The 23794-nt window shown below is 73.9% G+C and carries 25 protein-coding genes and 1 riboswitch; of the genes, 16 read left to right on the top strand and 9 right to left on the bottom strand.

The features are described from left to right. Positions 1-34: 34 nt before the first annotated feature. The 8 genes from QRT03_RS29425 to QRT03_RS29390 are packed head-to-tail and all read left to right on the top strand — an operon-like array spanning position 35 to position 7623. Positions 35-886, top strand: a complete 852-nt coding sequence (locus QRT03_RS29425) for an ABC transporter permease (RefSeq protein ID WP_286056727.1) — start codon at positions 35-37, stop codon at positions 884-886. Next, positions 883-1596, top strand: a complete 714-nt coding sequence (locus QRT03_RS29420; protein ID WP_286056726.1) for an ABC transporter ATP-binding protein — start codon at positions 883-885, stop codon at positions 1594-1596. Before QRT03_RS29425 ends, QRT03_RS29420 begins: the two co-directional genes overlap by 4 nt. Further along, entirely contained in the window at positions 1593-2702 is a 1110-nt protein-coding gene (locus QRT03_RS29415; RefSeq protein ID WP_286056725.1) for an LLM class flavin-dependent oxidoreductase, read from the top strand. Before QRT03_RS29420 ends, QRT03_RS29415 begins: the two co-directional genes overlap by 4 nt. Next, positions 2699-3787, top strand: a complete 1089-nt coding sequence (locus QRT03_RS29410; RefSeq protein WP_286056724.1) for an Rrf2 family transcriptional regulator — start codon at positions 2699-2701, stop codon at positions 3785-3787. The genes QRT03_RS29415 and QRT03_RS29410 overlap by 4 nt, the downstream gene beginning before the upstream one ends. Then, a complete protein-coding gene (locus QRT03_RS29405; protein ID WP_286056723.1) occupies positions 3784-4224 on the top strand; it encodes a cupin domain-containing protein in 441 nt (146 codons plus the stop codon). The genes QRT03_RS29410 and QRT03_RS29405 overlap by 4 nt, the downstream gene beginning before the upstream one ends. Beyond that, positions 4221-5186: an ABC transporter substrate-binding protein gene (locus QRT03_RS29400; protein ID WP_286056722.1), complete on the top strand. Its 966-nt coding sequence runs from the start codon at positions 4221-4223 to the stop codon at positions 5184-5186. The genes QRT03_RS29405 and QRT03_RS29400 overlap by 4 nt, the downstream gene beginning before the upstream one ends. Then, positions 5183-6484 (top strand): MFS transporter, encoded by a 1302-nt coding sequence (locus QRT03_RS29395; protein WP_286056721.1) that lies wholly within the window; start codon positions 5183-5185, stop codon positions 6482-6484. The genes QRT03_RS29400 and QRT03_RS29395 overlap by 4 nt, the downstream gene beginning before the upstream one ends. Continuing rightward, positions 6481-7623 carry an acyl-CoA dehydrogenase family protein gene (locus tag QRT03_RS29390; RefSeq protein WP_286056720.1) on the top strand — a complete coding sequence of 381 codons (1143 nt, stop codon included), beginning with the start codon at positions 6481-6483 and terminating at the stop codon, positions 7621-7623. Before QRT03_RS29395 ends, QRT03_RS29390 begins: the two co-directional genes overlap by 4 nt. Before the next feature lie 54 nt (positions 7624-7677). Here the strand turns inward: QRT03_RS29390 and QRT03_RS29385 are convergent, their stop codons facing one another. From QRT03_RS29385 to QRT03_RS29370, 4 genes are read right to left on the bottom strand one after another with little or no spacing between them, the layout of a single operon-like run. Next, entirely contained in the window at positions 7678-8535 is an 858-nt protein-coding gene (locus tag QRT03_RS29385; RefSeq protein WP_345783307.1) for a fumarylacetoacetate hydrolase family protein, read from the bottom strand. A 30-nt stretch (positions 8536-8565) separates the two neighbouring features. Further along, on the bottom strand, positions 8566-9009 hold the full coding sequence (locus QRT03_RS29380) for a nuclear transport factor 2 family protein (protein WP_286056719.1): 444 nt from the start codon (positions 9007-9009) through the stop codon (positions 8566-8568). A gap of 2 nt (positions 9010-9011) precedes the next feature. After that, complete coding sequence (locus QRT03_RS29375; RefSeq protein WP_286056718.1) at positions 9012-10778, bottom strand: FAD-dependent monooxygenase; 1767 nt, start codon at positions 10776-10778, stop codon at positions 9012-9014. Between the two features lie 12 nt (positions 10779-10790). Next, complete coding sequence (locus QRT03_RS29370) at positions 10791-11717, bottom strand: VOC family protein (RefSeq protein WP_286056717.1); 927 nt, start codon at positions 11715-11717, stop codon at positions 10791-10793. Positions 11718-11845: 128 nt separating this feature from the next. Here QRT03_RS29370 and QRT03_RS29365 point away from each other — a divergent pair, with 128 nt between their 5' ends. Continuing rightward, positions 11846-12541, top strand: coding sequence for a GntR family transcriptional regulator (locus tag QRT03_RS29365; protein WP_286056716.1), 696 nt, complete (start codon positions 11846-11848; stop codon positions 12539-12541). Here the strand turns inward: QRT03_RS29365 and QRT03_RS29360 are convergent. Beyond that, positions 12525-13730, bottom strand: a complete 1206-nt coding sequence (locus QRT03_RS29360; protein WP_286056715.1) for an NAD(P)/FAD-dependent oxidoreductase — start codon at positions 13728-13730, stop codon at positions 12525-12527. The genes QRT03_RS29365 and QRT03_RS29360 overlap by 17 nt on opposite strands. An 82-nt stretch (positions 13731-13812) precedes the next feature. Here QRT03_RS29360 and QRT03_RS29355 point away from each other — a divergent pair, with 82 nt between their 5' ends. Continuing rightward, entirely contained in the window at positions 13813-14934 is a 1122-nt protein-coding gene (locus tag QRT03_RS29355; RefSeq protein WP_286056714.1) for an LLM class flavin-dependent oxidoreductase, read from the top strand. Positions 14935-14968: 34 nt separating this feature from the next. Here the strand turns inward: QRT03_RS29355 and QRT03_RS29350 are convergent, their stop codons facing one another. Continuing rightward, positions 14969-15721: a calcium-binding protein gene (locus QRT03_RS29350; RefSeq protein ID WP_286056713.1), complete on the bottom strand. Its 753-nt coding sequence runs from the start codon at positions 15719-15721 to the stop codon at positions 14969-14971. Between the two features lie 690 nt (positions 15722-16411). Here QRT03_RS29350 and QRT03_RS29345 point away from each other — a divergent pair. The 4 genes from QRT03_RS29345 (at position 16412) to QRT03_RS29330 (ending at position 19940) form a co-directional block, all read left to right on the top strand. Next, positions 16412-17713: an MFS transporter gene (locus QRT03_RS29345; RefSeq protein ID WP_286056712.1), complete on the top strand. Its 1302-nt coding sequence runs from the start codon at positions 16412-16414 to the stop codon at positions 17711-17713. Positions 17714-17817: 104 nt separating this feature from the next. Beyond that, positions 17818-18012 (top strand): hypothetical protein, encoded by a 195-nt coding sequence (locus QRT03_RS29340; protein WP_286056711.1) that lies wholly within the window; start codon positions 17818-17820, stop codon positions 18010-18012. Positions 18013-18074: 62 nt separating this feature from the next. Continuing rightward, positions 18075-18590 carry a peptide-methionine (S)-S-oxide reductase MsrA gene (gene msrA / locus QRT03_RS29335; RefSeq protein ID WP_286056710.1) on the top strand — a complete coding sequence of 172 codons (516 nt, stop codon included), beginning with the start codon at positions 18075-18077 and terminating at the stop codon, positions 18588-18590. Between the two features lie 177 nt (positions 18591-18767). Next, positions 18768-19940 carry an LLM class flavin-dependent oxidoreductase gene (locus tag QRT03_RS29330; protein ID WP_286056709.1) on the top strand — a complete coding sequence of 391 codons (1173 nt, stop codon included), beginning with the start codon at positions 18768-18770 and terminating at the stop codon, positions 19938-19940. 101 nt (positions 19941-20041) lie between these two features. Here QRT03_RS29330 and QRT03_RS29325 read toward each other — a convergent pair whose 3' ends face one another. The 3 genes from QRT03_RS29325 to QRT03_RS29315 all read right to left on the bottom strand — a co-directional run bounded on the left by QRT03_RS29325 (position 20042) and on the right by QRT03_RS29315 (position 22603). Continuing rightward, positions 20042-21184: an LLM class flavin-dependent oxidoreductase gene (locus QRT03_RS29325; RefSeq protein WP_286056708.1), complete on the bottom strand. Its 1143-nt coding sequence runs from the start codon at positions 21182-21184 to the stop codon at positions 20042-20044. Beyond that, positions 21181-21489, bottom strand: a complete 309-nt coding sequence (locus QRT03_RS29320; RefSeq protein ID WP_286056707.1) for a hypothetical protein — start codon at positions 21487-21489, stop codon at positions 21181-21183. Before QRT03_RS29320 ends, QRT03_RS29325 begins: the two co-directional genes overlap by 4 nt. A 172-nt stretch (positions 21490-21661) precedes the next feature. Beyond that, complete coding sequence (locus tag QRT03_RS29315) at positions 21662-22603, bottom strand: TIGR03564 family F420-dependent LLM class oxidoreductase (protein ID WP_286056706.1); 942 nt, start codon at positions 22601-22603, stop codon at positions 21662-21664. A gap of 47 nt (positions 22604-22650) precedes the next feature. On the opposite strand from QRT03_RS29315, the gene QRT03_RS29310 reads away from it, so the two are divergent. Both QRT03_RS29310 and QRT03_RS32115 read left to right on the top strand, forming a co-directional pair. Continuing rightward, positions 22651-23424: a helix-turn-helix domain-containing protein gene (locus QRT03_RS29310; protein WP_286056704.1), complete on the top strand. Its 774-nt coding sequence runs from the start codon at positions 22651-22653 to the stop codon at positions 23422-23424. 146 nt (positions 23425-23570) lie between these two features. Further along, a riboswitch (SAM riboswitch) is annotated at positions 23571-23663 on the top strand. Between the two features lie 5 nt (positions 23664-23668). Then, on the top strand, positions 23669-23770 hold the full coding sequence (locus QRT03_RS32115; RefSeq protein WP_345783306.1) for a putative leader peptide: 102 nt from the start codon (positions 23669-23671) through the stop codon (positions 23768-23770). The last annotated feature ends 24 nt before the right edge of the window (positions 23771-23794 follow it).

Genomic DNA, 23794 nt, shown 5'->3' with positions numbered 1-23794 from the left:
CGCCGGTCGATGACGCACGCGCCCCGGAGGGCACATGTCGCTCGCTCCTGCCCGGAAACCCCCACCCACCGACCTCGCCGTCGAGACCGAGACGATCGTCCCCGAGCCGGAGTCCGGCCACCAGCGGGTGCCGCGGTGGGTGGTCAAGGCCGCCTCACCCGTCGTCCTGGTGATCCTCTGGCAGATCCTCGGCTCGTCCGGGGTCCTCGAGCGCGACGTCCTCGCCCCGCCGTCGGACGTGTTCGCGACCGCGGTCGAGATGGCGGCCGAGGGCCGGCTGTCGTCGGCGATCCTCGCCTCGCTCGGCCGGGTCGCACTGGGTCTCGTGCTCGGCATCGTCACCGCGACCGTGCTCGCGACGATCACCGGTCTCTTCCGCCGCGGCGAGGACCTGCTGGACCTGCCGGTGCAGATGCTGCGCACCGTCCCGGTGATCGGGCTGATCCCGCTGCTGATCGTCTGGTTCGGGATCGGCGAGGAGCCGAAGGTCGCGCTGATCGGGCTCGCGGTGACCTTCCCGCTCTACATGAACCTCTTCGGCGGCATCCGCAACGTCGACGCGGCGCTGGTGGAGGCGTCGCGCACGCTCGGGCTCGGCCGGCTCGACCAGATCCGCCAGGTGATCCTCCCGGCCGCGCTCCCCCAGGCGCTCGTCGGCCTGCGCTACGCGCTCGGCTCGGCGTGGCTGGCGCTGGTGTTCGGCGAGACGATCAACACCACCTCCGGGATCGGCTACGAGATGAACACCGCCCGCGAGTACTTCCAGACCGACGTCATCGTCGTCTGCCTCGTCCTCTACGCCCTGCTCGGCCTCGTCGCCGACCTGATCGTCCGCGGACTGGAGAGGGGGCTGCTGTCGTGGCGACCGGCCTTCCAGGGACAGTGACCACCGGAGCGCCCGTCGAGGTCCGGAACCTGTCCCGACGGTTCGGTGAGCACGTCGTGATCGACGGGCTCGACCTGCACATCGAGCCGGGCGAGTTCGTCGCGCTGCTCGGCGCGAGCGGCTGCGGGAAGTCGACGCTGCTGCGCATCCTCGCCGACCTCGACCGCGACATCACCGGCGACGTCTCCGTGGCCCGCGGCCGGGCCGTCGGGTTCCAGGCGCCGCGGCTGATGCCGTGGAAGAGGGTGTGGCGCAACGTCGTCCTCGGCCTCCCCGGCCGGCCGGACCGGGAGCGGGCGGAGGCGGCGCTGGCCGAGGTCGGCCTCTCGCACCGCGTGGACGTCTGGCCGAAGGTCCTCTCCGGCGGCGAGGCGCAACGCGTGGCGCTCGCCCGCTCACTGGTGCGCGAGCCGGACCTGCTGCTCCTCGACGAGCCGTTCTCGGCCCTGGACGCGCTGACCCGCCTGACCGCGCGCGGTCTCGTCGACGAGCTCTGGCAGCGCCACCGGTGCGCGGTCCTCCTCGTCACCCACGACGTCGAGGAGGCGCTCGTCCTGGCCGACCGCGTCCTCGTCATGGACCGCGGGCGCATCGCGCACGACGCCCGCGTCGAGATCGACCGACCCCGCGACCTCGCCGACCCGGCCCTCGTCGCGATGCGCACCGACCTGCTCGCCCGGCTGGGCGTCGACGTGAAGGAGCACGCATGAGCACCGTCGAGTTCGTCGGCATGATCGGCACCCGGCACGTCTCGGAGATCCACCCGCCGGTCGGGCCGGAGGTCGACCCGGACTTCGTCCGGCGGTTCGTGACCGCCCACGAGGACGCCGGGTTCGACAAGGTCCTCGTCGGCCACAGCTCGTCGACCGCGGACGGCCTGCAGGTCGCCGCGTTCGGCGCCGCGCACTCCGAACGGCTCGGCTTCCTCGTCGCCCACCGGCCCGGCTTCATGGCACCGACGCTCGCGGCCCGCGCGTACGCCACCCTCGACCGGTTCTCCGGCGGCCGCGTGGCGATGCACGTCATCTCCGGGGGCAGCGACGTCGACCAGCACCGCGACGGCGACCTCCTCGGCAAGGAGGACCGCTACCGCCGCACGGACGAGTACCTCGACGTCGTGCGCGCGACGTGGACCTCGGAGCGGCCGTTCGACCACGCCGGCCAGTTCTACGACGTCGCCGACGTGGACGCCGCGGTGCGGCCGCTCGGCAGGATCCCGGTCTACTTCGGCGGGTCGTCCACCGCCGCGTACCGGGTGGGCGGGAAGCAGGCGGACGTCTTCGCACTGTGGGGCGAGCCGTTGGCGGAGACCGCGGAGCAGATCGCGGCGGTCCACGAGGCCGCGCGGGCCGCCGGGCGCACCGATCTGCCCGGCATCTCGGTCTCCTTCCGGCCGATCCTCGGCGCGACCGAGGAGCAGGCCTGGGAGCGCGCCCACGACGTGCTCGCGCGCATCCACTCCGCGCAGGGCGGCGCCGGGTCGTTCACCGGACGCATGACCCGCCGTCGGGGCGGGGAGCCGCCGGCCAACGTCGGGTCGCAGCGCCTGCTCGCGGCCGCCGAACGCGGTGAGCTGCACGACCGCGCGCTGTGGACCCCGACGGCGGCCGCGACCGGCGCGGCGGGCAACTCCACCGCACTCGTCGGGACCCCGGAGACGGTGGCGGCGGCGCTGCTGGACTACGTCGACCTCGGCGTCACGACGCTGCTCATCCGCGGCTACGACCCGTACGACGACGCGGTGGACTACGGGCGCCACCTGCTGCCCCTCGTGCGTGCCGAGCTGGCCGCCCGGCGCGAGCGGGTCCCGGCGTGACGACAACGCCGGACCACGCCCGGGTCGGCGCCGCCGTCGTGCACACCCCGACCGCCGCCTCCCGCGGCACCGTCGTCGTGCTCGCCGGGCGCGGGGAGCACGGCGGGGTCTACGACCGGCTCGGACGGCGCCTCGCCGTCGACGGCTACACCGTCGTCGTCCCGGCCGCCCAGGACGACGGGTCGGTGCGGGCCGCGTTCGACGCGCACCCCGAGGGCGCCCGGATCCTGCTCGGCTCCGACTGCGGGGCGGTGCGCGCGTGGGCGTACGCCGCGGCCCGCCCGGCCGGGGTCGACGCGCTCGTCCTGGCCGGACTGCCGCTGGGTGCGGGCGAGCAGGCCGCGGACCGCGAGGCCGAGCTGGACCTCCGGACGTCCTGCCCTGTGCACCGCGCCCTGCTCTCCGACGACCCGGACTTCGCCTGGGGCGCCCTCGACGGCGCGCCGACCACTCCGCCGGACGCTCTCCCGGACGTGCCGACGCTGGTCCTGCACGGCGCGGCGGACCGGGTCGCGCAACTGGCCCCGGTGCAGGCCCTCGCGCACGCGGGTGCGCAGGCGACGCTCGCCGTCGTCGAGGGCGGCGTGCACGACGTGCTGAACGACCGTTTCCACCGCAGTGTCGCCGCACGACTCGTGCTGTTCGCCGAGGAGGTCGGCAAGGGCGCGGTGGTCCGGGACGCTCCCGCCCCTGCTCCCGCCCCCACCCGGACCCGCAGCCGACGCTCCGGCCCGCTGCACGTCTCGGCCCGGCTGGACTACGCGCTGCGGGCGGTCGCGGAACTGCCCGACGACCCCGCCGCCGAGCCGGTGCGGTGCGAGACGGTGGCGCGGACCCGCGCCATTCCCCTGAATTCGCTGGTCAACCTCATGGTCGACCTGCGCCGGGCCGGGCTGGTCCGCAGCCGCCGCGGCTGCGAGGGCGGCTACTGGCTCGCCCGACCGCCGGCCGAGATCACCGTCGCCGACGTCGTGCACGCCGTCGAGGGCGAGATCGCCTCGGCTCCCGACACCCCCGTCTGGGCCGAGCTCACCCGCACCGTCACCGACTTCCTCGCCACCCGCACCCTGGAGTCCGCACCGTGACCGAACCCTTCCACCCGCACCTGCCCGCGCACGCGCGCGTGCACCACGTCCGCGGGACCGACCTCACCGGCGACACCGCCCAGTCCGGTGGGATGCGCCGACTGGAGGCGATCAGCGGCAAGTCCGTCGGCTCCTCCGCCCTGTGGACGGGCGAGACCCACGTCGCCCCGGACACCGCCTCCTCCGACCACCACCACGGGGAGTCCGAGACCTCGATCTACGTGGTCTCCGGGCGTCCGCGGTTCGTCTTCCACGACGGCGAGGGCGAGGTCGTGCTGCAGACCGCGCCCGGCGACTACGTCTACGTCCCGCCGTGGGTCCCGCACCGCGAGGAGAACCCCGACCCGGACGAGCCCGCCGTCGTCGTCATCTCCCGGACCACGCAGGAGGCCATCGTCGTGAACCTCCCCGCTCTCACGCCCCTGGAGGACTCGTGAGACGCGCCCTCCTGGCCGCGACCGCGACGGTCGCTCTCCTGCTCGCCGGCTGCTCCGGCGGCTCGTCGACCGAGGGACCCGGCAACGCCGCGGGCCAGACGATCCACTTCGGGGACCAGGCCGGTCAGCAGCAGGCGCTGCTCGAGGCCTCCGGGGTGCTGGCCGGCGCCCCGTACCAGGTCGAGTTCGCGCAGTTCCCCGCCGCGGCACCGCTGCTGGAGGCGCTGCGCAGCGAGGCGGTCGACATCGGGGTCGCGGGCGACTCCCCCACGCTGAACGCGCTGGGCGCGAGCGACGACATCTCCGTCGTCGCCGCGACCCGCACGCCGTCGGCCGGCGGTCTGTCGATCCTGCTCCCGCCCGGCTCACCGATCCGGTCCGTCGCCGACCTGCGGGGCAGGAAGGTCTCGCCGACGACCCAGGGCAGCATCGGGCACTACCTGCTGCTGCAGGCTCTGAAGGAGGCCGGCGTCCCCGCCGACCAGGTGCAGATCAGCTTCCTGCAGCCGGTCGACGCGGCCGCGGCGTTCAAGACCGGCGCGATCGACGCCTGGTCGACCTGGGACCCGTACACCGCCGTCGCACAGCAGGACAGCGGTGCCACGATCCTGCGCGACAACGCCGGCCTCTCCCCCGGCCTGAGCTTCCTCGACGCGAACAACGACGCCCTCGACGACGCCGACAAGCGCGCCGCGATGACGGACTTCGTGGCCCGCTACAACCGGGCGCTGGACTGGGCGCGGGCGAACCCGCAGCAGTTCACCGACATCTACGCGAAGCTCACCCAGCGTCCGCCACAGGTGGCCTCGGTGATCGCCGCGCGGGCGCAGCGCCAGGCCGTGCCGCTGACCCCGGACACCGTCGGCGAACTGCAGACCGTCGCGGACAACCTGCGGAGTTCCGGCGTGCTGCGCACCGACGTGCAGGTCGCGCCCCGGGTCCGGGAGTTGAGCTCGCCGTGACCGCCACCGCCGAGCAGGCCACCACCCCGCGCCGGGTCGCCCTCGCGAGCGCGGTCGGCACGGCCATCGAGTGGTACGACTTCTACCTCTACGCCACCGCGACGGCGCTGGTGTTCAACACGCTGTTCTTCCCGTCGGTCAGCCCGACGGCGGGGACGCTCGCCGCGTTCGCGACCTACGCCGCCGGTTTCGGGGCGCGCCCGATCGGTGCGATCGTCGCCGGGCACCTCGGCGACCGGGTGGGGCGCAAGAGCGTGCTGGTCGGGGCGCTGGTCGCGATGGGCGGCGCGACGACGCTGATCGGGCTCCTCCCCGGGTACGCGAGCATCGGCGCGCTGGCCCCGACCCTGCTCGTCGTGCTGCGGCTCGTGCAGGGCTTCGCGGTCGGCGCCGAGTGGGGCGGCGCAGCGGTCCTCGCCGCCGAGCACGCCCCGGCGCACCGGCGCGGCTGGTACGGCAGCTTCACCCAGATCGGCTCCCCCGCCGGCATGCTGCTCGCGACCGGCTCGCTGTTCCTGGTGCAGGCGACGACGTCCGACGAGGCGTTCCTGTCCTGGGGCTGGCGCATCCCGTTCCTGGCCAGCGCGGTGCTCGTCGTGATCGGCCTGGTCATCCGGCTGCGGCTGGAGGACGCGCCGGAGTTCGCGGCCCTGCGCGCCGAGCGCCAGGTCGCCCGGCTGCCCGTGGTGGAGGTGCTGCGGACCGCGCCCCGCGAGGTCCTCCTGACGACGGGTCTGCGGCTCTCCCAGATCGGGCTCTACACGCTGATCACCACGTACGGCCTGACGTACGTGACGCAGAAGCTGGGCAAGACGTCGTCGGCGGGTCTCACGGCCGTCGTCGTGGTGTCCGCGATCGGGCTGGTCACGACGCCGCTGTGGGCGGTCCTGTCCGACCGGGTCGGCCGACGGCGGCCCTACCTGCTCGGCGCGGTCGGCGGGACGTTCGCGCTGGCGCTGTTCTTCCTCGCCGTCGACACCGGCTCGACGCTGCTGATCGTGGTGGCCGCGGTGCTGGCGATCAACGTCGTCCACGACTCGATGTACGGGCCGCAGGCGGCGTGGTTCGCGGAGATGTTCGACGTCCGGGTCCGCTACAGCGGGGCCTCGCTGGGCTACCAGATCGGCTCGGTCCTCTCCGGCGGGTTCGCCCCGCTCGTGGCCGCCTCCCTGCTGATCGCCGGCGACGGGCGGCCGTGGTGGATCGTCGTCGCGTACGCCGGGGTCGCCGTGCTCACGACGGCGGCGGCGCTCCTGGCACCGGACCCGACCCGCCGTCGGGAAGGATCGACGGTGTGATCCCCGACCGCGCCGCGCTGCTCGCCTCGATCGCCGAGGGCGCGGCCGAGCGGGAGCGCGACGACGTGAGCCCGTTCGAGCAGGTGGCCGCCGTCGCGGCGGCCGGACTCGGCGCGCTCCCCCTGACGGGCGCGTCGATCCGCGAGCTGCTGGGCTTCGTCATCGACCTCGCCGAGGCCGACCCGATCGTCGCCCATGTGCTGCGCACGCACTACAGCCAGACGATCGGCTTCGTCCGGGGCGGGCACACACCATGGCTGGACGAGGTGCGCGCCGGGAAGGTGTTCGGCAACGCGATCTCCGAGACCGGGAACGTCGCCGCCGGGAACCACGACTTCACGACGACGCTCACCGCGGTCGACGGCGGGTGGTTGCTCGACGGCGTGAAGTACTACAGCACCGGGACGCTGTACTCGGACTGGATCTCGGTGGCCGCACGGGTCGAGGGCGACCGGGTCGCGACGGTGCTGGTGCCGGTCACGCGGGAGGGCGTGTCCGTCGTCGACGACTGGGACGGCATGGGGCAGTCGCGCACCGGGACGGGGACGACGCGATTCGCGCAGGTCCGCGTCGCCCCGGACGAGTTCCTGTCCGTCCGCCCGCGCCACGAGCCGCGCCCCGCCGGCGACGTGCCGTTCCTGCAGCTCTACCTGTACGCGGTGGTGGCCGGGATCCTGCGGGCGGTCGCGACGGACGCCGCCGCACTGGTCCGGTCGCGGACGCGCACGTTCGACCACGCGCCCGCCCCGGAACCGGTGGACGACCCGATCCTGCAAGAGACCGTCGGCCGGCTCGTGTCGACGGCGTGGGTCGCGGAGTCGGCCGTGCTGGCCGCGGCGGACGCGGTGCAGGCGGCGGAGGACGCGGTGCGGGCCGGGGAACCGACCGAGGAGGTCGGGCGGGCGGCGTCGGTCGCGGCCAGCGCGGTCAAGGTGCACCTCGACCGGGTCGCGACCGACGCGGCGACGGCGTTGTTCGACGTCGGCGGCGCGTCGGCCTCGAGCCGGACCAAGAACCTCGACCGGCACTGGCGCAACATCCGCACGATCACCCTGCACAACCCGGCGTCGTACCGGGCGACCGCACTGGGCCGACTCGCCATCAGCGGCGAGCCGCTCCCGGGGAACGGCTACTTCTGAGATGTGGGCTGCGCCCAGGTGAGCAGAAATTGTCGCGATAGCGACAATTTCTGCTCACCTGCCTCGGCACACCTGGCGCAGCTGCCCGAGGCCGGTGATCCACGAGGTGAGCACGTCCCCGTCGTGCAGGAACTGCTGCGGCGAGCGCCCCTGCCCGACGCCGGCCGGGGTCCCGGTGAAGATCACGTCGCCGGGCAGCAGCGTCACGATCGCCGAGAGCTTCGCGATCAGGGTCGGGACGTCGAAGACCATGTCCGCGGTGGTCCCCTTCTGCACGCTCGTGCCGTTGACCTCGCAGCCGAGCTCGAGCCGGTCGGGGTCGGGGACCTCGTCCGGCGTCGCCAGGGTCGGACCGAGCGGGCTGTACCCCGGGAACGACTTCCCGAGCCCGAACTGCGGCGGCGTGACCGCGAACTGCACCGTGCGGTCGCTGATGTCCTGCCCGACGGTGAGCCCGGCGACGTGGTCCCACGCCTGGGCAGCCGGGATGTGCGCCCCGCCCCGGCCCAGGACGACGACGAGCTCGACCTCCCAGTCCACGTTCCCGGCGGAGAGCACGACGTCGCCGACCGGGCCGGCGAAGCTGGAGGCGTACTTGGTGAACACGACCGGCTCCGTCGGGAGGTCGAAGCCGGACTCCGCGGCGTGGTCGGAGTAGTTCAGCCCGATCGCGAACACCTGCGGCGGTCGGGGCGCGACCGGGCCGAGGGTCTCGACGGCGAGCGGGGTGCACGCGGACAGGTCCGCATCGGCGGCCCAGCGCCGGAACTCCTCCCACCGGTCGTACACCGCCTGTGGCTCCGCCGGGAAGCGGCCGGAGCTGGCGGCCTCCACGTCGACGCCGCGCGGGGCGTCCGGGTCCGACGACGGGTCCACGAGCACGAGGCGTCCGGCCGAGTTGGCGATACGCACGGAGGGTCTCCTTCGATCGTGAGGGGTGGTTCAGGACCGGGCGAGCCAGGGATAGCGCGCGACGTCGGCGTCGGCGTAGTCCGGGTCCAGGTAGATGAACAGGCGCTGGATGCGGTGGTCTCGGATCTCGAAGACGTCGCACCAGCGCCCGGCGTGGGTGACTCCGGCCCGCCACGTGGCGCCGCCCGTCGTCGTTCCGGAGGACGTTCCTTCGACGACGAGGGTGTCGCCCTGGGCGATGTAGTTGAAGTACGCGTAGTCGTGGCTGATCGCGGCGATGAGCTCGCCGACGCGACCGAACAGGGCACGGATCTCGTCGAGCCCGTTCGCCAGCGGGCACTTCGGGAAGAAGACCTGAGCGTGCTCGTCGAACAGCTCGAGCACGTCGCGGCCGGTGTCGAGCCGCTTCAGGTACTCCAGCGCGATGTGCTTGCGCGCCTCGTCGGTCATCGGGGCGGTCACGGGAACGGACACGGTCAGCCTCCTACGGGGACGGGTCGCCCGGCGCGGGCCAGGGTCGTGGTCAGGGCGTGGCGCAGGGACGCCACCGGGTCGTCGGTCGGGCCCGGCGAGCGCCAGGCGACGTGGCCGTCGGGGCGCACGAGGACGCACCCGTCGTCGTCCACCTCGCGGCGGCGGGCCCAGTCGCCGTAGACGTCCAGGTACTCTCGGCCGGCTCCGATGACGGCGGCCCGCACGGGCACGCCGAGCTCCTCGGCCACCGACTCCGCCGCCGCGCACCACGCCTCCCCGCCGATCCCGGTGAGCAGGGCGTACCGGCCGCCGCCGCACAGGTCGAGGGTCGACAGCGGCCGGTCGCCGGCCTGGAGGCGGGCGTGCGGGACGCGGGCGCCGGGATGGGTCGTGGGCCGGTGGTACAGCTCCGGATCGCGGTCCGGCTCCGGCCACGCCGACCCGTCGTCGAGCACGGCCCCGGACTCGTAGCGCTGGTCGAGCTCGACCCCGTGGCAGTTGAACTGGTGGTTCTGCAGCTCGACCGCCGCGGCCAGCTCCGCGCGCCGCCGTCGTCCCTCCTCGGACGCGGACGAGAGTTCCTCGAGGGCCGCCCAGCCCTCCTCCGCCGTCTGGTCCGGCCGGAACCCGAACGCCGCGCTGAGTGGAGCCATGTCGCGGACGCTCTGCATCGCACGGTCCACGACCTGCCGCCCGACCGGTTGCCGCTCCGCGTCGTAGGAGTCGAGCAGCTCCTCGCCGGCCTCGCCGCGCAGGACGGCGGCGAGCTTCCAGCACAGGTTGTAGGAGTCCTGGATCGAGGTGTTCGTCCCCAGGCCGTTCGCGGGCGGGTGCCGGTGGGCGGCGTCCCCCGCGAGGAACACCCGGCCCCGCCGGTACTCGCGGGCCACCACGTGGTTGATCTGCCAGGTGCTGACGGCCTTGATCGAGACGTCGACGGCGTCGTCGCCGATCGTCACGCGGGCGCGCTCGCGGACCGCGTCCTCGCTCAGGTCCGGCTCCTCGGCGGGGTCGTACATGAACAGCAGGACCCACTCGGTCCAGGGCTTCACGCAGATCCAGGTGCCGCTGCCGACCCAGTAGTCGTTGCCCGGGCGGCACATCCAGTAGAGGGTCCCGGGGCGGTGCGCGGTGTAGCGGGTCAGGTCGGCCTCGAGCCAGACGTTGGCTGCCGCCCCCAGGCCGGACTCTCCGTCGAAGGCGAAGCCGAGCTGCTCGGCGACCGTGCTGCGCCCGCCGTCCGCCCCGATCGCGTACCGGGCACGGATGCGGGTCTCCTCGCCGGTGTGCCGATGGCGGATCACCGCCTCGACCCGCTCGTCGTCCTGGGTGACCGTGACGAGCTCGCTGGAGAACCGGATGTCCGCGCCCAGCTCCAGCGCCCGCTCCAGGATGACCGGCTCGAGCACGTGCTGCGGGATGTTGCACATCCGGCTCGGGCTGGCGGCGGCGTAGTCGGAGAGCCGGTCCTCCGCCGTGCCCCAGGTGGCCAGCCGGGCGAGCTCCGGCGCGGCGAAGCTGGTCGCCCACACGTTCGCGCCCATGAGCTCGTTCGGCGTGGCGACCGCGCGGACGGCGTCCTCCATCCCCAGGTCGCGGAAGACCTCCATGGTCCGCTGGTTGGTGATGTGCGCCCGCGGCGAGTGCGCGGTCCCCGGGTACTTCGTGACGGTCAGCGCGTCCACGCCCTCGCGGGCGAGCAGGGCCGCGGCGGTGAGGCCGGCGGGTCCCGCACCGACCACGAGAACGTCGGTGTCGATGGTCTCCATGTCGGCGCCCCCTCAGTGCCCCGAGTGGTTGCCGACCATGAGGTCGGCGAGGTCCTCGGGTTCCAGGAACGACGGCGGGGGCGGCGGGCCCCAGCGGTAGAGGCCCTCGCGGCCGTGGAACACCTCCGGGGTCCAGAGCGCGTCGTCGATGTCGCAGTCCATGTCGGCGAAGTACTCGCTGAAGTTGCCGGCAGGGTCCTTGAGGTACCAGAAGAAGTTCGACCCGGCGTGATGCCGCCCGAGTCCCCACACGTGCCGGTCCGGGTGCCCGTCGAGCATCGCGGTCGCGCCCCGGCCGACCTCGTCGACGTCCGGGACCTGCCACGAGGTGTGGTGCAGGAAGTTCACGGGAGCGGCGAGGACGAGGACGTTGTGGTGCTCGTCGGAGCAGCGCATGAAGGCGCCGTGGTCGCTGATGTAGTCCGAGACCTTGAACCCGAGGCCGTCGACGAAGAACCGCATGCTCGTCGGCATGTCGACGCTGCCCAGCACGGCGTGCCCGAGGCGGGTCGGTCGGACCCGCTCGTCGCGCACCACGCCCGGCGCCCGCTCACCGTGGCGTTCTACCCGGCCGGGCCCGTTGTACGGGGGCAGCGGCAGCGCCGACCGCTCGACCAGCCGCGGCGCGACACGCACCACGACCCGGCTGCCGGACACCGGTTCCGCGGTGACCAGGTCGTCGCCCTCGAGCCGGTGCACCACGCCCAGCGCGGTCAGCGAGGCCGCGATGCGCCCGAGGTCGTCGGGGCCCTCGGCGCGCACGACGAGTTCCGCGAGCCGCCGGTGCGGGCTCGCCACGAGCCGCAGCTGGCGGCCGCCGTCGGCGGTCGAGAACCACCCGTCGTCGTCGGGGACCAGCCCGAAGTCGGTGTAGTACGCCGAGGTCGCCGCGACGTCGGGGACCCCGATGGTCACCGAGGCGAGACCGTGGAGAGCCATCGTCGGCTCCTTCCGCCGGGAGGGAACGGGAGCGCGGCGGGCCGCGCTCCCTCACTGTGCGCCGAAGGAAGTCCATCGAGCAAGCAAAAATCCATATTTGGGCTGGATGCAGGAGATATGCTGCTCCCATGGCATCGCGTGGGACGGCCCCGTCCCTGACCCAGCGCACCTTCGAGCGGCTGCGCGCCGACATCGTCGGGGGACGGTTGGTCCCGGGTGAGCGGCTGCGCCCGGGAGGGATCGCCTCGGCCGAGGAGGTGAGCCTCAACGTGGTGCGCGAGGCGCTGAACCGGCTGGCCGGGGCGCGGCTCGTGCGCGCCTCACCGCAGCTCGGCTTCACCGTCGCGACGACGTCCGTGGACGACCTGCGCGACCTCACCGACGTCCGCAGCCTGGTCGAGGGCGAGGCGCTCCGGCGGTCGATCGAGCGGGGCGACCTCACGTGGGAGGGCGAGCTGGTGGCCGCCCACCACCGCCTGGAGCGCACGCCGATGGTCTCCGCCGACCGGCCGGACGTGCTGGACGAGGCGTGGATGGACGTCCACGTCGCGTTCCACGCGGCCACGATGTCGGCGTGCGGGAGCCCGCGGATGATCGAGATGGTCGCCGACCTGCAGGAGTGCGCGTCGCTCTACCGACGCTGGTCGGTCCGCGTCGACGGCGGGCGGCGCGACGTGGCCGGCGAGCACCGGGCCATCTTCGAGGCGGCCGTCGCCCGGGACGCCGACGCCGCCTGCCGCGCCCACCTCGACCACATCGGGCGGACCGCGGACCTGGCGGCGGCGGCCATCACCGGCGACCCGTCGGCTATCCCTGGCTCATGACCTGCAGCGTCTCCTCGGGTACGGACTCCTGCGACCCCACGTACCCGCGGAGGTCGTCGAGCCCCTCCCACACGTTCACGTTCATGACGGCGAGCAGGCGTCCGGACCCGTCGAGCCAGGACGCGACGAACTCCCGCTTCCCGACGTCGCCGCTGGTCACCACCCGCGTGTAGCTGCCCTGCGGGGCGTGCCCGACGTACTCCATCCCGAGGTCGTACTGGTCGGAGAAGAAGTACGGCGGGTCGGTGTAGGCGGCGTCGCCGCCGAGGAGCGCGGCCGCAGCGGTGGCAGGGTGGGTGGAGGCCGCGTTCCAGTGCTCGACCCGCAGACGGCCGTAGCTCGGGTGGTCGTGCGCGGCGATGTCGCCGACCGCGTACACGTCGGGATCGCTGGACCGCAGCGACGCGTCGACCAGCACGCCGTCCTCGACGTCCAGCCCGGCGGCCCGCGGGAGCTCGAGGTCGGGCGCCGCGCCCACCCCGATCACCACGGCGTCCGCCTCGACCGTGCTGCCGTCGCCGAGCCGGACCCCCGTCGCCCGGCCGCCGTCGACGACGATCTCCGTGACCTCGACGCCCGGCCGCAGCTCGACCCCGTGCTCGACGTGCAGGTCCGCGAACACCTGGCCCATCTCCGGACCGAGCACCTTCAGCAGCGGCAGCTCCTCGTGCTCCAGCACGGTCACGGCCGTCCCGGCGCCCCGGGCCGAGGCCGCGACCTCGAGGCCGATCCACCCGGCCCCGATGACGACGAGGCGTCGTCCCTCGCCGAACTCGGCCTGGATCGCGTCCGAGTCCTCGCGCGTCCGCAGCGTGTGGACGCCCTGCGCGTCGGCGCCGGGCAGGTCCAGCGTGCGGGCGGTGGAGCCGGTCGCGAGGACGAGCTTGTCGTACTCGAGGGTGGCGCCGTCGTCCAGCGTGACGCGGCGCCCCTGGGGGTCGACCGTCGTCGCCCGGCGGCCCAGGAGCAGGGAGATGCGCTGCTCGTCGTACCAGCTCCGCGGGTGCAGGACGACGTCGTCGTCGAACGACGAGGAGCCGGAGAGGTAGTCCTTCGACAGCGGCGGGCGGTCGTAGGGCAGGTGCCGCTCCTGCGCGACGAGGGTGATGTCCCCGTCGAACCCCTGGTCGCGGAGGGCCCCGGCCGTGGTGCTCCCGCCGAGGCCTCCGCCGATGATGACGATGTGCATACTCCAAGGTGCCTCCGGCAGGTGAGCACTAATCCGTGTCCTGACACGGATTAGTGCTCACCTGCGAAGCACATCCCCGCGTATGCCCGTCGAGTTCATCGGTCAGGTCAGCACCCGGCACGCCTCCGAGATCCACCCGGCCTCCGGGCCCGCGATCGACCCGGCGTTCCTGACCCGGTTCGTCACCGCCCACGAGGACGCCGGGTTCGACAAGGTCCTGATCGGCCACAGCGCCTCGGGCCCGGACGGGCTCCAGGTCGCCGCGTACGCGGCCGGACGGACCGAGCGTCTCGGGTTCCTGATCGCGCACCGCCCCGGCTTCATGGCGCCGACCCTGGCCGCCCGCGCCTTCGCGACCCTCGACGTGTTCTCCGGCGGGCGGGTCGCCGTGCACACGATCTCCGGGGGCAGCGACGCCGACCAGGCCCGCGACGGCGACCACCTCGACAAGGCCGGCCGCTACCGGCGCACCGACGAGTACCTCGACGTCGTGAAGCGCACGTGGACCGCCGAGGAGCCCTTCGACCACCACGGCGAGTTCTACGACGTCACCGACGTGGCCTCGTCCGCCCGGCCGGTGCGGCAGCCGCGGATCCCGGTCTACTTCGGCGGCTCGTCAGCGGACGCGTACCGGGTCGGCGGGAAGCACGCCGACGTGTTCGCGCTGTGGGGCGAGCCGCTCGCCGAGACCGCCGAGCAGATCACCGCGGTCCACGATGCGGCCCGCGCCGCCGGACGGACCGACCTCCCCCGCATCTCGGTGTCCTTCCGCCCGATCCTCGGCGCCACCGAGGACGAGGCGTGGGAGCGCGCGCACGACGTCCTGGACCGCATCGTCGCCGCAGACGGGGGCGGGGGCTCCTTCACCGGGCGGAGCACCCACCGCCAGGGTCACGAGAGCACCCGCACGAACGTCGGCTCGCAACGCCTGATGGCGGCGGCCGAGCGCGGCGAGCTCCACGACCGCTGCCTCTGGACCCCGACCGCCGCCGCGAGCGGGGCGGCCGGGAACTCGACGGCCCTCGTCGGGACCCCGGAGACGGTCGCGGCGGCACTGCTGGACTACGTCGACCTCGGCGTGACGACGTTCCTGCTCCGCGGCTACGACCCGCTCGACGACGTCGCCGCGTACGGCCGGGAGCTGCTGCCACTGGTCCGGACGGCGGCCGCCGACCCCGAGCGAACGGCACTCTCGCGCGCCTAGAGGCTGCGAGGGTGCCGCTCGCTCGTCACGGGGCCTACCTGACCAGCGGCGGCACCGAGGCGTCCGGGGTGATCCCGAGGGCCTTCGGCAGCGGGACCGGCCCGGACGGGTTCACCAGCAGCGGCGCGTTCACGCGGATGACCTTCTCGCAGTTCACGATGGTGTCCCCCGAGTCGCCGTAGCAGGTGTCGACGCCGGGACCGCCGTCGACGTAGTCCTCGCCACCGAGGTCGGAGGCGTTCAGGACGTCGTCGCCGGTCCCGCCATAGAGCTTGTCCTCGTCGTTCGGGTACGGGTCGTTGAGGAGGTCGTCGCCGTCGTCGCCGTAGAGCGTGTCGCTGTCGAAGATCCCGTCCATCGAGTCGTTGCCGTTGCCCCCGTGGACGATGTCGTCGCCCGGCCCCCCGGTCAGCGCCGCCTGCGGGTCGACGAACGCGGTGAACTCGCAGGGGACGTTGTCGTCGCCGTCGTCACCGAACTGCCGCGAGACGCCACCGCCGCCGTCGATGCAGTCGCGGCCCGGGCCGCCGTGGGCGTCGTCGCTGCTGCCCTGCAGGAAGATCAGGTTCTGCTCGATGTCGTCGTCGCCGGCTCCGCCGTAGATGTGGTCGATCAGCTGGCCGGCGATCAGGGTGTCGTTGGCGGGGGTGCCGACACACGTCCCGCCCTGCAGGCCGTTGCAGAGGTTGACGGGACCCGGCGCCGGCGCGGCCAGGGCGGTGCTGGCCGCGGCCAGGGGGATGACGAGCGCCGCGATCGCGAGCGCGGTCCAGCGAGACGTGTTCATGGGGAGTCCTTCGATCGATTCGGGGAGCAGCACGACGACCACGCCGCGCCGGGGGTGCGCAACGGAGCAGGACGGCGTGCGGGGAACGCCGGGAGGGCGAGGCCGGGGAGATGCGTCGCCCGGGACGTCCGGGTGGCCGGCCACCGGCGAACGATGCTCCGGGGCCCGATGGGGCCCGGCGGGGTCAGCGACAGAGTGCGCTGTGCGTGCGGAGGAGATCCACGTGTCGCCGGGAGGCGAGGAGGAGTCGGAGCCGCACGGCGACGAAGGTGACAGCTCGGCCCCTGTCCGGCAAAGGGCGGTCCGGTCGCAACGTCGGATTTGGGACGCCTCCCCGGTGATCCCCACCACTCCGGCGACGCCGGAACAGGTGAGATCTCCGTGGGGTCCGCGGCCCGAGGTGACCGACACCACCCGGCCGTACTCAGCCATGTGGGCTACTCGGCAGCGCCGCTGGGCACCCTCCACCCCGTGTCCCGGACGTCCGCATCGCGCCGTCGCGCGCCGCACGTCCGTCCCGCCGTGCCGCTGATCCGGCGTCGTCACGTCGACCTCGGCCGGCGCTGCTCGCAGGCCTGTCCGGCCTGACGTCGTCCTCCCCGCCCGCCGTGCGCGGCCCGTGGGGAGCGCACGTCCGCGTCCGTGTCCCGGACGCGCCGCCCCGGCCCGCCGCACCCTGCGAGGACAGCTGTGACGACCACCGACGCCCCGATCGACGAGCGCACCGGGCCCCGCCCCCGGACCGTGCTCGCCGCGTCCCTCATCGGCACCACCATCGAGTGGTACGACTTCTTCCTGTTCGCGACCGCCGCGAGCATCGTGTTCCCGCAGCTGTTCTTCCCGGCCGGGAACGAGACGGTCGGGACGCTGCTGTCGTTCGCGACCTTCGCGGTCGGCTTCGTGGCCCGCCCGATCGGCGGGATCCTGTTCGGCCACCTCGGCGACCGCCTCGGCCGCAAGACGACCCTGATCGCGACGATGGTCCTGGCCGGGGTGGCGACGGCGCTGATCGGCGTCCTGCCGTCGTACGCCACGATCGGCCTCTGGGCCCCGGTGCTGCTGGTGGTCCTCCGGGTCCTCGGCGGGATCGCGCTCGGCGGCGAGTGGGCCGGGGCCGTGCTCATGGCCGCCGAGTACGCCCCGCCCGGGCGCAAGGGGCTCTGGGGGTCCAGCCCGCAGATCGGCCTCGGGCTCGGGCTCGCCCTCGGCACCGGCGCGTTCGCGCTGCTCGGCACCGCGATGGACGACCAGGCGTTCCTGGCCTGGGGCTGGCGGATCGCCTTCCTCGTGAGCGTGCTGCTGGTGGTCGTCGGCCTCGTCGTGCGCCTGGCCGTGCTGGAGACCCCGGCGTTCCGGGCCATGCAGGAGAGCGCCGACATCGCCCGCGTGCCCGTCGTGGACGTCGTCCGGGAGCCCGCGTCGCGGCGCAACCTCGGCTGGGGCCTGCTCGCGCGCTGGGCCGAGGGCGCGGCGTTCAACACCTGGGGCGTCTTCGTCCTGACCTACGCCGTCACCACGATCGGGATGCCCCGCACCGAGGTCCTCATCGCGGTGACGATCGCGGGGCTGGTCAGCGCCGCCGTCGTCCCGGTCGCCGGACGGCTCGCCGACCGCTACGGCCGCAAGGCCGTGTTCGCCGGTGGGGCCGTGGCGTTCGGCGTCGGGGTCTACCCCGCCTTCCTCGGCCTCGGGACCGGGTCGCTGCCGGTGGTGGTCCTGGTGCTCGTCCTGCTGCTCGGCGTGGTCTACGGCGCCCAGTCCGGGGCCGAGTCCACGCTGTTCGCGGAGCTCTTCCCCGCCCGCACCCGCTACACCGGCATGTCGCTCGTCTACCAGGGCAGCGGCATCTACGCCTCCGGGCTCACGCCGCTGATCCTCACCTCCCTGCTCGCCGTCACCGGCGGCTCGCCGTGGCTCGCGTGCGGGTTCCTGGTCCTGACGGCGGCGGTCACGGTGATCGCGACGCGGCAGTTGCGGCCCGTCGAGATGTGAGGGCCGGGGCCCGCATCCGGGCGACCCGAGTTGTGTGATCCGTCGCACAGGGGTACGCCAGGACCGGCACGACGACGAGGTCGTGCCCTGCGGAGGTGACCACGATGACCGAGGCCCGTGAACCCACACGCCCCCTGCCGCGTCGGGACGACCACGAGAACGCCCGCGCCGGCACCGTCGCCGGCTGGGTCGAGGCGGCCCGGATGTGGGCCCGTGACAAGGGGCTGCCGGTGCCGAAGAACGGCCCGCTGCCGCCCGGGATCGTCGACCAGTACCGGCGTCGTCAGACCCGCGAATAGGGAAGGTTCACCGGGCCGGGACCGTTGTGCCCGATGCAACCGAGAGAAGGGGAGCCACACACATGGCCACCGAGACCGCGATCCTCGCCGGCGGCTGCTTCTGGGGCGCCCAGGACCTGCTCCGCCGCCGTCCCGGCGTGATCTCCAGCCGCGTCGGCTACTCGGGCGGGGACGTCCCGAACGCCACGTACCGCAACCACGGCGACCACGCCGAGGCCGTCGAGGTCGTGTTCGACCCCGAGAAGATCTCCTACCGCGAGATCCTCGAGTTCTTCTTCCAGATCCACGACCCGACGACGAAGAACCGTCAGGGCAACGACGTCGGCCGCAGCTACCGTTCGGCGATCTATTACACCTCCGACGAGCAGCGCGCCATCGCGGAGGACACCATCGCCGACGTGGACGCCTCCGGTCTCTGGCCCGGCAAGGTCGTCACCGAGGTGAAGCCGGCCGGCGACTTCTGGGAGGCCGAGCCGGAGCACCAGGACTACCTGCTCCGCCAGCCGTGGGGCTACACCTGCCACTGGGTGCGCCCGGACTGGAAGCTGCCGAAGCGGTCCGAGTCCGCGCAGGCCTGACTCGCTGATCACCTCCGGTTGTCGGGTCCGCCCGTCGACCGGAGGATGGTCGTCCATGTCCGTCGACCACACGCGGCTGCTGACGCGGCGCCGGTACGTCGACCAGATGTGCCTCCGGCTGGTGAGCACTTCTCCGTGTCTGGACACGGAGAAGTGCTCACCTGCCGGAGGCTCATCATGATCACTGCACACTGGTTCCTGCCCACCTACGGCGACTCCCGCGGCCTGGTCGGCGGTGGGCACGGCGTTCGCACCGCCGCCGCCGGGGCGCCCCGCGAGGCCTCGCTCGGCTACCTCGCCCAGATCGCCCGCGCCGCGGAGACGGTCGGGTTCGAGGGCGCGCTCACGCCCACCGGCGCGTGGTGCGAGGACGCCTGGTTGACCACCGCGATGCTGGCCGCCGAGAGCGAGCGGCTGAAGTTCCTCGTCGCCTTCCGCCCCGGCGGCACCTCCCCCACGCTCGCCGCGCAGATGGGCGCCACGTTCCAGCGGCACTCCGGCGGGCGGCTGCTGGTCAACGTCGTGACCGGCGGCGAGCCGTCCGAGCAGCGCGCGTACGGCGACTTCCTCGGCAAGGACGACCGCTACACCCGCACCGGGGAGTTCCTCGACGTCGTCCGTCGGCTCTGGGCGGGCGAGGAGGTCACCCTCGACGGCGAGCAGGTCCACGTGGAGGGGGCGAAGCTCGAGCGGGTCCCAGACCCGGTGCCGCCGATCTACTTCGGCGGGTCGTCGGCGAAGGCCGGCGAGGTCGCCGCGAAGCACGTCGACGTGTACCTGACCTGGGGCGAACCGCCCGAGCAGGTGCAGGAGAAGATCACCTGGATCCGCAAGCTGGCCGCCGAGGAGGGCCGGGAGGTGCGGTTCGGGATCCGGCTGCACGTCATCACCCGCGACACCTCCGACGCGGCGTGGGCGCAGGCCGAGGAGCTGCTGCGCGGCATCCCGGACCACATGATCGAGAACGTCCAGGCCGGGCTGTCGAAGAGCGAGTCGGTCGGGCAGCAGCGCATGCGGTCCCTGCACGACGGCGGGGCGAAGACCGCCGCCGACCTCGAGGTCTCCCCCAACCTGTGGGCCGGCGTCGGCCTCGTCCGCGGCGGCGCGGGGACGGCGCTCGTCGGCAGCCACGCCGAGGTCGCCGACCGGATCGCCGAGTACCACGACCTCGGCATCACCGAGTTCGTCCTCTCCGGCCACCCGCACCTCGAGGAGGCCTACTGGGTGGGCGAGGGTCCGCTGGCCGAGCTCGGCCGCCGGGGCCTGTGGACCCCGGCCGCGGGCTCCGAGGCCGCGCGCGCCCTGGACGCCCCCGCCGCGTCCGTGCCGTTCGCCGGCAGCGCCCGGTAGGACCGGGTGATCGAACGGCACGAGCGGGCCGTTCGTCACGGAAGAAGGTGACGAACGGCCCGTTCGTACGATTCCCGACGACGGGGCGGGTCAGGTCCCGGTCAGGCCGCCACCGCTCCGACGGCCTCGGCGAGCAGCTCGTGGCTGCGCACCCGGTCGGCGTGCTCCGTGGTGATCGTGGTGACCAGCAGCTCGTCCGCGCCCACTGCGTTCACCAGCGTCCGCAGCCCGGCCCGGACCGTGCACGGCGAGCCGACGAACTGCGTCTCCACCCGGTCGGCCACGCCCGTCCGCTCGGCGTCGGACCAGCGCCGCGACCGTGCCTGCGCCGGCGTCACGTACGGGTGCGCGCCGCGCCCGGTGCGGATGTCGAGGACCCACTGGCCGTACGGGGACGCCAGCTCGCGGGCGGCGGCGTCGGAGTCCGCGACCACCACGTCCGCGGACACCATCACGTGCGGCCGGTCCAGGCGCTCCGAGGGCCGGAACGCCTCCCGGTACGCGGCCACCGTCTCGAGGACCGTCGTCGGGAGCGTGTGGTAGTTGACCGCGAACGGCAGGCCCAGCTCCCCCGCCGTCCGCGCGCTCACGCCCGGGCTCGACCCGAGGATCCACACGTCGAGGTCCGCGCCCTCCGCCGGCAGCGCGTGCAGCGGCGTGCCGTCGTCGCGCGCCGCGGTGCCGCGCAGGTAAGAGAGGATCTCGAGCACCTGCTCGCGGTGGTCGGGGGCGTCGCCGTCGATCCCGAAGCGCTCGGCGAGCGAGGCGAACGTCGACAGGTCCGCCCCCGGCACCCGGCCCGGGCTGGGGATGAGCAGGCCATCGACGTAGCGCGACGGCGGCGGGGGCGGTGCGTCCGCGGGCGGCGCCGCGCGCGCCCGGATCATCGCCAGGATCTTGTGGATGTCGAACCGCCCGAGCCCCAGGTCGACCCGCCCCGGGTGCACCGCGGCGACGGTGCCGAACTGCTCCGCGATCTGCAGCGGCGGGGTCAGCGGCATCTGCACCGCGCCGGACCCGACGCGGATCGAGGAGGTCGCGCTCGCCACCATCCCGGCCAGCACCGGGGTCGACGCCGAGGCGACGCCCGGGTTCAGGTGGTGTTCGGCCAGCCAGTAGCGCCGATAGCCCGCGGCCTCCGCGGCACGAGCGAGGTCGATCGTGTTCCGCAGGGCGTCGGCCGCGGTGCCGCCGGCCGGGACCGGGCCGAGGTCGAGCACCGAGAGCGGGACGGCGGGACTCATCGGCCGCACACCCGGTCCGCCGCGACCAGCAGGGCCGCGTAGGCCTCCTCGACGTCGGTCGCGGTGAGGTAGGCGCAGGCGATCGTGACGGCGGGGACGGCGTCCGACGGCCCGAGGACCAGCTGCTTCTCGAGCGCGGCCCGCAGCGCGATCTCGACGCGGCGGCACCGCTCCCAGCGTTCCCGCAGCCCCTCGGACTCGGTGCTGCGCAGCTCGCGGACGGCGGCGGTGACGGCCCGTGCGAGCGGGTCGCGCGCCGGGGTCCGGCGGCGCGTCGGCACGACGACGACGGGTTCGGTGGACACGGGTGTGACGGCAGGGGTGGCGGAGGTGCGCACGGGTGTTCCTCACGGGGGCGGCCCGAGCGGGCCGGGGACGGACGGCGAGCTCAGCTCGCCGGACACCCCGCGGAGACGACGCGCAGCAGATCGACGTACGTGCGGCGCACGAGTCGCGATCCGGGTCCCGTCACGCCCCTCACTCTGACACGCCTGCTCCCGTCCTCACCAGGCCCCGGCGCCACGACCCCAGTGCGGCGAGCGTGCGCTCCCGCTCCACCGGCGTCCCGACGAGGCTGACGTTGAGGTCGGTGGCACCCGCGTCGGCGTAGCGCGCGATGCCGGCCGCCACGTCGTCCTCGTCGCCGGCGATCGCGATGTCGCCCGGGGTCGCGAACCCGTCGCGCTCGAGCGTGGCCGCGTAGGACGGCAGGCGCCCCAGCGCCTCGTACTCCCCGGCGACCTCGGCCCGCACCCGCTCCGGTTCCGCCGTGACCGCGACCGGGACCCCGACGACGACCCGGCGTGGCCGCCCGGCCGTTGCCCGCGACAGGTGCGGCACGACGTGATCACCGATGGTGCGCGGCCCACACAGGAAGGTGATCGTCCCCGACGCGCGCTCCCCCGCGAGCGCCAGCATCACCGGGCCCAGCGCGCCGAGCAGCACCGGGGTGCGGGGCTCGGCGCCGGGTACGTCGGTGTCCGCCGGGGTCGATCCGGGGCCGCTCGTGCCGGGCACGGACCGGCCGTCCAGGAGCGGTTCCAGGACGTCGAGGTGGGCCCGTAGCGCCGCGACCGGCCGCACGAACGGCAGGCCGTAGATCTCCAGGAGACCGGGGTGGCTGACGCCGAGGCCGAGCGTGAACCGCCCGTGCGACGCGGCCTGCACCGTCTGCGCCTGCGCGGCGACGACGCGGGGGTGCCGCGGCTGGACCACGACCACCGACGCCCCCAGCTCCACCCGCGAGGTCTCCCGGGCGATCGCCCCGTACGCCGTGAGCGCGTCGAAGCCGTAGCCCTGCGGCAGCCACAGGGTGTCCAGGCCGGCGCCCTCGACCGCCCGGGCCCGCGTGGCGAGCTCGTCGACGACGGGGACGTTGCCCGAGAGCCCGGCCGCGATGTTCACTCCGATACCGATCACCCGAGCAGGCTGCGGGCGCGACCCGCGGCGGAACCAGGAGCCCGCCGATGCTGGTACCGACGGTGACAGGCTCGGCCACCGAGGCCCGTCGTCGGGAACTCGGCCGCTGCGTGCGCGCCTACCGCGACCTGGTCCGCCCGGGCCAGGTCGGGCTCCCGACGGGCGACCGGCGGCGCGCCCCGGGACTGCGACGCGAGGAGGTCGCGGCGCTCGCCGGGGTCGGGGTCACCTGGTACACGTGGCTCGAGCAGGGCCGGGTCGCGGCGTCCGAGCAGGTCGTCGACGCGGTCGGGCGGGTACTGGGTCTCGACGACGTCGGGCGCGGGCACCTGCGGGCGCTGTCCCGCCCTCCGGCGATCCCCGTGTCGGGTCCGGAGGCGCTGCGGCCGCTGCTCGCGAGCTGGTCGTCCCACCCCGCCGCCCTCCTCGACGAGCGGCTGGACGTCCGGGCGACGAATAGGGTCTGGGACGACGTGTTCGGTCCGTCGACCGACCGGGCGCTGCTCGGGATGCTGCTCGACCGTGAGGACGACGTGGCGGAGCTCGTCACCGCCGTCGCGCGTCGGCTGCGCATGGTGGGGAACCTGCTGGGGGACGACGCACGGGTCGGGCAGGTCCGCGCCGGCGCCCGCGCCGCGGCCCCGGGGCTCGCCCCGCTGTGGGAGTGTCGGGCGGTGGGCGCCTTCGGCCGCCCTCGGGTGCGGGTCGACGGGGCCGATCGCGAGGCGTTCCTGCTCGGCGAGGCGGGGTCGGCCGACGCGGCGGAGGCCTCCGTCCTGGTGCTCCTGCCCGCCGACGAGCGAGGACCGTCATCGCCCTAGCGACGATCTCGCCGGACCGCGACGAGGGCCCGCCGGCACGGTCCGTGAGATCTCCGGCGAGGACGACCACCGTGCGTGCACGATCCGCTCCGGTGTGATCTGAGCACGGTTGACAGGTCACGGGTCCGGCTTCCTAGAGTCCTCCTCAGCCATCCCGAGCGGCCGAGAGACCTGGCTCCCTGACGCCGCAGCAACCCCCCGACCACGGGCGTGGGTGCTCATGCCAGGACCGATGGAGGACGCGATGCGCACGGAGCGGGACGCCGTCCTGGGCTGTCAGCACCGTGGGAGCTACCGCCGCCACGTCGACCTGCAGCGGGTCGCCAGCGCGGTCTGTCCGGCCTGACCAGCCCGACGGACCATCTCCCCC

Origin of the sequence: Actinomycetospora termitidis (assembly GCF_030286555.1) — a bacterium.
Classification (GTDB): Bacteria; Actinomycetota; Actinomycetes; order Mycobacteriales; family Pseudonocardiaceae; genus Actinomycetospora; species Actinomycetospora termitidis.
This window is presented reverse-complemented; position numbering and strand designations above follow the sequence as displayed.